Consider the following 10,391-nt stretch of genomic DNA (forward strand, 5'->3'; position numbering starts at 1 on the left):
TTCGTCCCTCCCAGGCGTCCTGCGCGCTGGCATACGCGGGGAAACGGTCGAGGAGACCGGTGCAGCGGAAGACCAGGTCCGTCGTGTGGTTGCCGCGCAGAGCGGCCGGGGTCTGCGGCGGGCCGTCCCCGCGTTGCGCGCTCCGCTTCAGGCCGCTGCCGCGGGCGCGATCACCCTGCCGATCGCGGTTGCCGTCAACCCGGAGCGTTACTACTGGGGAATCATCGGCGCGATGGTCGCCATGCTCGGGACCAACACGACGCATGAGCGGCTTCGCAAGCTGGCACACCGTGTGGTGGGCACGCTCGCCGGCGCGGTGATCGGCATCGCCCTGCTGCGCCTCATCGGCCCCGGCCACATCCACTGGACACTGCTGGTCATCGTGGCCGGGCTGTCCCTCGGTGCCGCGTGCGTACAGCGCCGTTACACCTACATGGTCACCGGGCTGGTGGTCGCGCTGGTGCAGCTGTACGGGTTCGTCACGCCGTACGACACGATGGACCGGCTGCTGACGGACCGGCTGATCGACAACGCGCTGGGCATGCTGGTGGCCACCCTCTGCGCCGTACTGATCTTCCCGGTGTCGACCCGGAAGATCTCCCGCGAGGCCGCGCACGGCTACCTGTCCGCGCTGGAGGAGCTGATCGGCCGGCTCGCCGAGCGGTGGAAGGACCCCGAGGCGCCGGTGCGGCTGCGTGGTGCGGCGCGTGCCGTGGAGGCCGCTCTGTACCAGATGAAGAGCGTGCATCAACCGCTGGTCAGGATGCCGCGCGGAACGCGGGGCCGTGGCGCCGACAACCTGCTCGGGCTGCTCGGCACTGCCACCCGGCACGCAGGGTCCCTGGCCGCGGCGGCGGACATCGACATCGAGCTGGCCCCGCCGCTGCGCACCGAAGTCGAGCACATCACGGAGGTCCTCACCACCTCCGTTCGCGCGCTCGACCGGCAGATCACCACCGGCGAGAACGGCGGGACCTGGGTCCGTATCAGCCCCGCGATCTCCGAACTGAAGGCCGTCCTGCACCCGGCCGTGGGACCTAGCGCCGACCGCCTGCACAAGGCGCTGTGTGAACTCGCCGCGCTGGACGAGGTGTTGGCAAGCATCGCCCAGGACCGTGGCCTGACGGTCACCACGTCGACCGCTGCGCCCGCCGTAGCGGTAGGCACCCGGCCGCTCCATGGCACAGTCCTCGCGGGCACGTCGGCCGGCGCCCTGCGTGCCGCCGACCAGAACGTCGACGGGACGGTGACCCTGCAGGGCTCGGTCCGCTGCCCGGAGCACGGCGGGTGCGAGGCGTGGATCACGGTGGTGGACAGCCGAGGCAAGCGTCGGGCGCAGGTGCGGACGGTCGGCGGCCGCTACACCGTCACAAGGCTGGCACCGGGCGCGTACACGCTGGTCATGTCCAGCCCGGCGCATCCACCACGCGCGGAATCCCTGCTGGTCTACCGACCCGGCGCCGACCTGCACCGCGACATCACGCTCGTCCCAGAGGAGTCCGGGGCGTAGCAGGTAACGGCGGCCGTCGGACATCACTGAAGGGGTGGTGCACGGGAGTTCCCGTGCACCACCCCTTCGGTCACCGGAGGGTCAGGCGGACCCAGCGTTCCAGGACTCGATCAGGTCGCGCGCCTCGACGGGCGCGGCGCTCGGCGTCGCGGGGCCCCGCCCGGGCGTACGGCTCAGGCGCGGTGCGGGCGACGGGTGGAGCACGCCGTCCACGCGCTGGAAGACCTGGCGCTGGGTGTTGTGGGCGTCATCGGCCGCTTCGTCGAACGAGAGGACCGGCGTGACGCAGGCATCCGTGCCCGCGTAGACGTCCGCCCACTCCGCCTGTGTCCTCGACTCGACCGCCGACGCGATGAGTTCGCGCAGTTTCGGCCAGCCGGACCGGTCGTTCTGGTCCGGCCAGTCGGCGACGTCCACGCCGAGGCGCGAGGTGAACTCACGGTAGAAGTCCGGCTCCAGCGCTCCCACCGCGAGGTAGCGTCCGTCCGCGCACCGGTAGGTGTCGTAGAACGGCGCGCCGGAGTCGAGGAAGTTGGTTCCGGGTTCGTCATCGTAGAGACCTGCTGCCCGCAGGCCCTGCAGCTTGGCGGTCAGCACGGCCACACCGTCGAGCATCGCGGCGTCCAGGACCTGCCCGCGCCCCGACGTCCGCGCTTCGAGGAGCGCGCAGACGATCCCGTAGGCGGCCATCATCCCGCCGCCCGCGTAGTCGCCGAGCAGGTTGATGGGCGGCCGGGGGGCCTCGCCCTGCCGGGCCATGGCGTGCAGCGCGCCCGACTGGGCGACGTAGTTGATGTCGTGACCGGCCACCTTCGCCAGCGGTCCGCTCTGGCCGTAGCCGGTGAGGCGGGCGTAGACGACAGCCGCGTTACGGGCCGTGACGACGTCCGGTCCGAGGCCGAGGCGCTCGGCCACGCCCGGGCGGTAGCCCTCCATGAAGACGTCCGCGGCCTCGACGAGGCGGAGCACCGTCTCGACGCCCTCGGGGTCCTTGAGGTCGACGGCCACGGCGTCCACGCCTCGGTTGGCCAGGTCGTGCTGCGGGCCCAGACCGTCGGTCTGGCTCAGCGCACGTGCGGACCGGTTGGCCGGCCGGGTCACCCGTACGACGTGCGCGCCCATGTCGGCCAGGAGCATCCCCGTGAAGGGAACGGGGCCCATGCCCGCCAGGACGACGACGCGCACTCCGGCCAGGGGTCCGCTCACCGCGTCACCCATGTTGTCCTCACTTTTCCTCCGGTGACCTTCGTACCTGCCGGGCCGCGGTGTGGGCGGCCCGGCCGCTCGTCGGTACGACTCAGTACGAGCGGGGCAGCCCGAGCGCCTTGGTGGCGATGTAGTTGCGCACCATCTCCTGGGAGAAGGGAGCGTTCGGGAGCAGTCGCGCCTCTCGCCACAGCCGCTCGACGTGGTACTCCTTGGCGTACGCGTAGCCGCCGTGCGTCTGCATCGCTCGGTCGCACGCCTCGAAGCCCGCCTCGGCGCCGAGGTACTTCGCGGCGGCGGCCTCCTTGCCGCAGTTCTGCTGGTTGTCGAAGAGCCTGGCGGCGTTCATGGCGACGAGCTCGGCCGCCTCGAGGCGGATCCAGGAGTCGGCCAGCGGGTGCGCGACGGCCTGGTTCTTGCCGATGGGGCGGTTGAAGACGACGCGCTCGTTGGCGTACTTGCTCGCGAGTTCGAGCGCGGCGCGGCCGAGGCCGATGCCCTCCATGCCGACGACGATGCGCTCGGGGTTGAGCCCGTCGATCAGGTAGCGGAAGCCCTGGCCGACCTCGCCGATGACCTCGTCGTCGCCGACCTCGAGGTTGTCGATGAACAGCTCGTTGGTATCGATGGCCGCGCGGCCGAGCTTCTCGATCTCGCGCACGGTGATCTTCGAGCGGTCGAGGTCGGTGAAGAACAGGGTCATGCCGTCCAGCGGCCTGTTCTCGTCACGCGGCGAGGTGCGGGCCACGATCAGGATCTTGTGGGCGTTCTGCGCGTTGGTGATGAAGATCTTCTGGCCGTTGATCCGCCAGCCGCCGTCGATCTTCTCGGCGCGCGTGCGGATGCGGGAGGTGTCCACACCCGCGTCGGGCTCGGTGATGGCGAACGCCATCAGGAGCTCGCCCTTGGCGAGCTTGGGCAGGAACTCGCGCTTCATTGCCTCCGAGCCGTACCGCAGGATCGGGGCCGGCGGGAAGACGTAGAAGTGGATCGCCGAACCGCCGCTCATGCCGGCGCCGGACTGGGCGATCTCCGTCATCATGACGGCGGACTCGGCCAGGCCGAGGCCGAGGCCGCCGTACTCCTCGGGGATCATCGCGCCGAGCCAGCCGCCGTCGGCGAAGGCCTTGACGAACTCCCAGGGGTACTCGCCCTTCTTGTCCTTCTCCCGCCAGTACCCGTAGTCGAACTTGCGTGCCAGCTCGCGGACGGTCTTGCGGATCAGCTCCAGATCACTGAGCTCGGTCGTGGCCATCAGTGTGCTCCTTCTTCGAGGACGGGAATGTCCTCCAGGGGGGTCATGGGGTCGAGCGAGGACAGGTCGCCCGTCGGCGCGCCGAGGTAGCGGGCGCGGATGGCACGGCGCATGATCTTGCCGTTCTTGGTCTTCGGCAGTGTCGCCACGATGTGCAGCGTCGGTGCGAAGGAGCGGCCGACGTTGTGCACCGCGGTGGCGGTCAGGGCGTCGGGGTCGATGTCGGCGTCGCCCAGCACGGCGAAGGCCACCACACGCTGCCCGCGCTGTTCGTCGGGGACGCCGATGACGGCTGCCTCGACGATCCGGCGGTCCTTGAGGAGGGACGCCTCGATCTCGGCGGGGCCGACCCGGCGGCCGGACACCTTGATGGTGTCGTCGGAGCGGCCGTGGATGCGCCAGGTGCCGTGGTGGTCGACGCTCGCGAGGTCGCCGTGCAGCCAGACGCCGTACCACTGGCTCCAGTACGTCTCCAGGTAGCGCTTGCGGTCCTGCCAGAAGGCGTGCGTCATGCCGGGAAACGTGTTGAGCACCGTCAGCTCGCCGACCTCGGCCACGGCCGGCCGGCCGTCCTGGTCGAGGACCGCGACGTCGATGCCGAGCAGCGGCCCGTTGAAGGAAGCGGGCTCCATGGGCAGGAAGGGATAGCTGTTCAGGAGGCCGCCGCCGACCTCGGTGCCACCGCTGTAGTTGATGATCGGGCGCCGGGACTCGCCGACGGTCTCGAACAGCCACCGCCAGGTCGGTTCGTCCCAGGCCTCGCCGGTGGACACGAACGCGCGCAGGCTGCCGAGGTCACCGAACTCCCCGTCGCTGCCGGCCATCACGGCGCGGATCGCGGTCGGGGCGACTCCTTGCAGGGTGACGCCGTTGCGTTCGACGATCTCCCAAAGTCGCTTCGGCGTGGGGCGGTTGGGCACGCCCTCGGTGAACACGACGGTGGCGCCCAGCTGCAGGCCGCCCATGATGAGCAGCGGGCCGACCAGCCAGCCCATGTCGCTGATCCAGGCGATGACGTCCTCGCTGTGCACGTCGAAGCCGTAGCCGAAGTCCGCGGCCGCCTTCACCGCCAGGCCTCCGTGGGAATGCACGATCCCCTTGGGGGCCCCGGTGGTTCCCGAGGTGTAGACGATGGTCAGCGGCTCGTTGGGGTCGGCGTCGACCGTGTCGACGGGGGCCGGGTGCGGGTCGAGTTCGTCCCAGTAGACGTCGAGCCCGTCGACCATGTCGACGCCGTCGGCGAGATGGCGGACCACGACGACGTGGCGGACCGAGGGCGCGGACGCGAGGGCTTCGTCGGCGGTCCGCTTGAGCGGAACCCGCTTGCCGCGGCGGGTGGTTCCGTCGGCGGTGACCAGGAGGACCGCCTCCGAGTCGCGCAGCCGGGTGGCCAGTGCCTCGGCGCCGTAGCCGGTGAAGGCCGGAACCGAGATGGCGCCGATCATCGCGCAGGCCAGGAAGGCGACGGTGGCCTCGGGGACGACCGGAAGGAACAGGACGACGCGGTCTCCCCGCTTGACGCCGAGCCCGGTGAGGTTGGCGGCGAACCGCCTTACCTCCGTATCCAGTTGGGCGTAGGTCAGCGAGCGCCGCTGGCCTCCGTCGCCTTCGTAGACGACGGCCGTCTTGTCGGCGAGCGGGCCGACCGCATGACGGTGGGAGCACAGCGTCGCCGCGTTCAGGCGTCCGCCCTCGAACCAGCGGGGGAACGGCTTGCCTTCACTGTCGTCCAGGACACGCTCGAACGGCCGCGAGAAGGTGATGTCGAGGTCGTCCACGACGTCGCGCCAGAACCGTTCCGGGTGCTCGACGGATGCCCGGTGTAGTTCCTCGACACTGTCGTATCCCCATCGGCGCATGGCCGTGAGCAGGCGGCTGCGCTCGCGCTCGGCCTCGCCTGGCACCCACACCGGGTGGTCGGGCCTGGCGAACAAGCTGGTGTTTCGCATACCGACTCCTATCTGCGAGCCGCGTCCTCAGGAGGCGGCCGTGTCCGCCTTCTCGGCGGCGGATCGCTTGAGCATCAGGCCGACCCGGCGGGCGTCGCAGACGATCTCGTCGCGCTGGTTGATGCCGAGGTGACGGAAGGTGACGATCCCGGAGTCGTCACGGCTCTTGGACTCACGCTTGTCGACGATCTCGGTGCGGACGTGGATCGTGTCGCCGTGGAAGACCGGCTTGGGGAACTTGATCTCCTGGAAGCCGAGGTTGCCCAGCGTGGTGCCCTGGGTCGTCTCCGGAACCGTGATGCCCGAGACCAGTCCCAGGATGAACAGGCTGTTGACCAGTCGCTGACCGTGGATGCTGTTCTTGCTGTACTCCGCGTCCAGGTGCAGCGGGGCCAGGTTCAGCGTGAGGGTGCTGAAGAGTACGTTGTCGGTCTCAGTGACCGTCCGCCGGTTCGCGTGCTCGATGACGGCACCGGGCTCGAACTCCTCGAAGTAAAGACCTGCCATGAGGGATCGCCCTTTCACTTTCGGTGGACTCTCAGTGATGCGGAGCGAACATACAAAATATATTATGCGCAAGCAAGAGCGATCCCGGGATCGAGGAGGAGGCGACGGACCGATGGGAACCGACGACGTGGTCGTGATCCATGACCGTGCGAGCCGACGGCGGCCGCTTCCCGAGGAGGTGGCGAGCTACGTGCGCGAGCTGATCATCTCGGGAGAGGTACGACCGGGTGACTTCCTGCGCACCGAGCGCGTCGCCGAGGCGGTCGGCGTCAGCAGCACACCGGTGCGCGAAGGACTGCTCGCCCTGCGGAGCGAGGGCTTCGTCCAACTCGTCCCGCGCCGCGGATTCGTGGTCGCACCGTTCACCCGGCAGGATGTACGCGATCTGTTCTGGGCCCAGGCACGACTGTCCGGCGAGCTGGCCGCTCGCGCCGCGCGGCAGATCACCGCGCGGCAGATCGCACGGATCGAAGTGATCCTGGACCGCTATCAAGCGGCCGTCGCGGCCGACGACATGGAACGCGTCGCCGGCCTCGGCCACGCGTTCCACCGCGAGATCAACCTGGCGGCGGGATCCCACCGCCTCGCCCTTCTGCTGGGTTCCGTCGTCAAGCACCTGCCCAACCGCTTCTACGCCACGATCGAGGGGCAGGTCGCCGCCACCCGGACGGAGCACCCCCTGCTGCTGGACGCCCTGCGGAAACACCAGGCGCACAAGGCGAGGTCGCTCATGGAGCAGCACATCCTCGCGGGCGCCGACCGCCTGATCGAAGTCCTGGAAGAACGCGGCCTGTGGAACGACCAGGAGCCGGCACCCTGAGCCATGAGGCACGAGAGGGGACCGAGAGCCCGGGACAGGGACGACCCGCCCCGGGCTCTCGCTCTGCTCAGGCCGGCGTCGCGTAGACCGGCGTGAGCGTGGCCCGCGCCAGGGCGTGGCCCAGGAGCTGGAAACCGAGCCAGGCGGGGGTGGCGTCCGGCGTGATGTCGAGCGTGGGAACGTCCAGCGCGTGCACGACGAAGATGTAGCGGTGAGCGCCGTGCCCGGGCGGGGGTGCGGCGCCGAGGTAGCCGGCCTGACCCGCGTCGTTGGCCAGCATCTTGGCGCCGACGGGAAGGTTCTTTCCGCCGACGGCGCCCGCATCGGCGGGCAGCTCGTGCACGGATGCGGGAATGTCGTACACCGCCCAGTGCCAGAACCCGCTCACCGTCGGCGCGTCCGCGTCGTAGCAGGTCACCGCGAAGCTCCGCGTGCCGTCCGGGTAGCCCTCCCACGCCAGCTGCGGGGACCGGTCCTGCCCGGGGCCGCCGAACAGGCCGCTGCACTGGGCGATGTCCAGGGTCTGCCCGTCGGCGATGTCGGTGCTGCGCAGCGTGAACTGCGGCACCGGCGGCAGCACGCTGTAGGGATCGAAGGGATGGGTCATGCGCGTCTCCTTGGTCCACGGATATTTATCCACAATGCGCCTGTTCGGCGATGAACCCATCACTCTGCGGATGCGGTGTCGCCCAGCGGTCGAGCCGTCGCTCGGCAGCCTCCCCGCCAGGGTGACGCGTTCGATTGCTTCACAGTACACATAGATGCATAATCCGATTATGCAGAATCGGGATGCGGCCCCTGCCCCCTCGGATGCGTGCACCGAGGACCTGATGACCGCGGTGGAGCAGATGGTCCGGTACGTACGGCACAGCGCCACGGCCGGCGGTCTGGGCAGCGCGGCCTCGTCCGCGCTCGGCCGGCTGGGCCGCGAGGGGCCCCAGCGACTGACCGAACTGGCCCGGGCCGAGAACGTCTCCCAGCCGAACATGACGCAGCTCGTCACCCGCATGGAGCGTGCGGGGTTGGTACGTCGTACAGCCGACCGCACCGACGGCCGGGGCGTGCTGGTGGAGGCCACCGACACGGGCCTGGATCTGTTCCGGCAGCGGCGTGCCGAGCGTGCCGAAGCCCTGCGGGAGCTGGTCGAGCAACTGACCGAACCGGAGCGGCACGTGGTGAAGGTCGCGCTCCCTGCCCTTGCCCGCGTGATTCGGGATCGCCAAGTGCGTCCCTGAACGCGCCCTGTCGGGATCTCTGCCCCCGTCCCTACATGACTGGAGAGAAGCGGTAATGAGTGGACCGCACGGAAAGACTGCCAGCCCGTTCAGGCAGCCGAAGGCCGTCTGGGCCGTGGCGTTCGCCTGCGTGATCTCGTTCATGGGCATCGGTCTGGTCGACCCGATCCTGCCAGCCCTGGCCCAGAGCCTGCACGCATCGCCGAGCCAGGTGTCGCTGCTGTTCAGCAGCTATCTCATCGTGACCGCGGTCGCGATGCTGATCGTCGGCTGGTTCTCCAGCCGCTTCGGCGCCAAGCGGACCCTCGTCATAGGCCTGGCCATCATCGTCGTCTTCGCCGCACTGGCCGGAACCTCCGGGTCCGTCAACGGCATCGTCGGCTTCCGCGCCGGATGGGGCCTGGGCAACGCCCTGTTCATCGCCACCTCCCTGGCGGTCATCGTGGCCTCCGCCAGCGGCGGCTTCGGCGGCGCGATCATCCTGTACGAGGCGGCCCTCGGCCTCGGTATCGCCGTAGGTCCGCTGTTGGGCGGGGAGTTGGGCGCGATCAGCTGGCGTGGCCCGTTCTTCGGCGTCGCCGTCCTGATGGCCATAGCCCTGGTCGCGACCCTCGCCTTCGTACCCTCCCTGCCCAAGCCGGAGCGCCGGACCTCACCGATCGCGCCGCTCAAGGCGCTGCGTCATCGCGGTCTGCTGACCATGGGCATCATGGCCCTGCTCTACAACTGGGGCTTCTTCACGATGCTCGGCTACGCGCCGTACCCGATGAAGCTGAGCGCCCACGAACTCGGACTCGTCTTCACCGGCTGGGGCCTGCTGGTGGCCGCCTTCAGTGTCTTCTTCGCCCCGCGCCTGCAGGCCCGCTTCGGCACCGCCCCCGTCCTGTACGCCAACCTGCTCGGCCTGAGTATCGTCATGGCCGTCATCGCCGCCGGCGTGAGCAACCCGACCGTGGTGATCGTGGCGGTCGTCGTCAGCGGTGCCTTCATCGGCATCAACAACACCCTCACCACCCAGGCCGTCATGCTCGTCGCCCCGGTCGAGCGTCCCGTGGCCTCCTCCTCCTACGGCTTCCTGCGCTTCATCGGCGGCGGCCTGGCCCCGTACGTCGCCGGCAAGCTGGCCGACGCCGGTGGCCTGAGCGTCCCCTTCTACCTCGGTGCCGGCACCTTCCTCCTCGCCATCCCCGTCCTCGCCAGCGGGCACCGCCTGCTCCGTCAGGCCGAACAGCACGCCGGCGCAGGAGAGCCGGTCGTCCCGACCCTCACGCCCGTCGGCGACGCGCCCAGCGGCGGCACGGCTCCGGTCGTCGTCGCTGTCGGCGATCACCACCAGGCGGCCGCGATCGTCGACGCCGCGGCACGTCTCGCCCGCGAAACCGGCAGCCCACTGGAGGTCGTCCACGTCCAGCAGACCGCCGTGGTCGAGGAGCAGATCGCCGACACCGAGACCGGTGACCAAGCCCTTGCCGCCGTCACCGGCCACCTCGACCGGCTCGCCGCCCGCGGCATCGCCGCCACCGGCCAGATCCTCAGCAGTGTCGGCGACCACGCCGCCGCCGGCCGCGTCCTCGCCCAGCACGCCGCCGAAGTGAACGCCCGCGCGGTGGCCGTCGGCCGCTCGCCGCGCGGCCCCGTCGTCCAGTTCACCGACGGCAGCTTCACGACCGCACTCACCCGCAGTTCCCGTTGCACCGTCGTCCTGGTCGATCCCGACAGCACGCCCCGGCACCTGACCGCGGAAGCCCTGACGGAGCTGCGCGGCAGCACGGTCTGAGCCGGCCACACCACACACCCCCCGCGGGGGGGGGGGGGGCGGGGGGGGGCCCGCCCCCCGGGGGCCGCGGCGGCCCCGGGCCGGGTCGGCCCGCCCCGGGGGCCCCCGGCGCCGCACCCATATGTTTGAGTG

General features: G+C 70.2%; 9 protein-coding genes. 4 read left to right on the plus strand and 5 right to left on the minus strand.

Annotation, left to right across the window (positions count from 1 at the left end; genetic code table 11):
- A partial coding sequence (locus ACWEN3_RS11210; protein ID WP_452968547.1) for an FUSC family protein occupies positions 1-1,510 on the plus strand: 1,510 nt, incomplete at its 5' end.
- 81 nt (positions 1,511-1,591) lie between these two features.
- Here ACWEN3_RS11210 and ACWEN3_RS11215 read toward each other — a convergent pair.
- From ACWEN3_RS11215 to ACWEN3_RS11230, 4 genes are all read right to left on the minus strand, one after another.
- Complete coding sequence (locus ACWEN3_RS11215; RefSeq protein ID WP_452968549.1) at positions 1,592-2,728, minus strand: CaiB/BaiF CoA transferase family protein; 1,137 nt, start codon at positions 2,726-2,728, stop codon at positions 1,592-1,594.
- A gap of 79 nt (positions 2,729-2,807) precedes the next feature.
- Entirely contained in the window at positions 2,808-3,971 is a 1,164-nt protein-coding gene (locus ACWEN3_RS11220; protein ID WP_452968551.1) for an acyl-CoA dehydrogenase family protein, read from the minus strand.
- The gene (locus tag ACWEN3_RS11225; protein WP_452968554.1) at positions 3,971-5,920 is read right to left on the minus strand and encodes an AMP-binding protein; all 1,950 of its coding nucleotides are present in this window, start codon (positions 5,918-5,920) and stop codon (positions 3,971-3,973) included. Before ACWEN3_RS11225 ends, ACWEN3_RS11220 begins: the two co-directional genes overlap by 1 nt.
- Positions 5,921-5,947: 27 nt before the next feature.
- The gene (locus ACWEN3_RS11230; RefSeq protein WP_452968557.1) at positions 5,948-6,427 is read right to left on the minus strand and encodes a MaoC family dehydratase; all 480 of its coding nucleotides are present in this window, start codon (positions 6,425-6,427) and stop codon (positions 5,948-5,950) included.
- Between the two features lie 112 nt (positions 6,428-6,539).
- Between ACWEN3_RS11230 and ACWEN3_RS11235 the strand changes: the two genes are divergently transcribed.
- Positions 6,540-7,247, plus strand: coding sequence for a GntR family transcriptional regulator (locus ACWEN3_RS11235; RefSeq protein ID WP_452968559.1), 708 nt, complete (start codon positions 6,540-6,542; stop codon positions 7,245-7,247).
- 67 nt (positions 7,248-7,314) lie between these two features.
- On the opposite strand, the gene ACWEN3_RS11240 is transcribed toward ACWEN3_RS11235, so the two are convergent.
- On the minus strand, positions 7,315-7,854 hold the full coding sequence (locus ACWEN3_RS11240) for a YbhB/YbcL family Raf kinase inhibitor-like protein (protein WP_452968561.1): 540 nt from the start codon (positions 7,852-7,854) through the stop codon (positions 7,315-7,317).
- Positions 7,855-8,077: 223 nt separating this feature from the next.
- Between ACWEN3_RS11240 and ACWEN3_RS11245 the strand changes: the two genes are divergently transcribed.
- Together ACWEN3_RS11245 and ACWEN3_RS11250 are read left to right on the plus strand one after the other, a co-directional pair.
- Complete coding sequence (locus ACWEN3_RS11245; RefSeq protein ID WP_452968564.1) at positions 8,078-8,482, plus strand: MarR family winged helix-turn-helix transcriptional regulator; 405 nt, start codon at positions 8,078-8,080, stop codon at positions 8,480-8,482.
- 55 nt (positions 8,483-8,537) lie between these two features.
- Entirely contained in the window at positions 8,538-10,259 is a 1,722-nt protein-coding gene (locus ACWEN3_RS11250) for an MFS transporter (protein ID WP_452968566.1), read from the plus strand.
- Positions 10,260-10,391 lie beyond the last annotated feature (132 nt).

Source organism: Streptomyces sp. NPDC004561 (genome assembly GCF_053602155.1).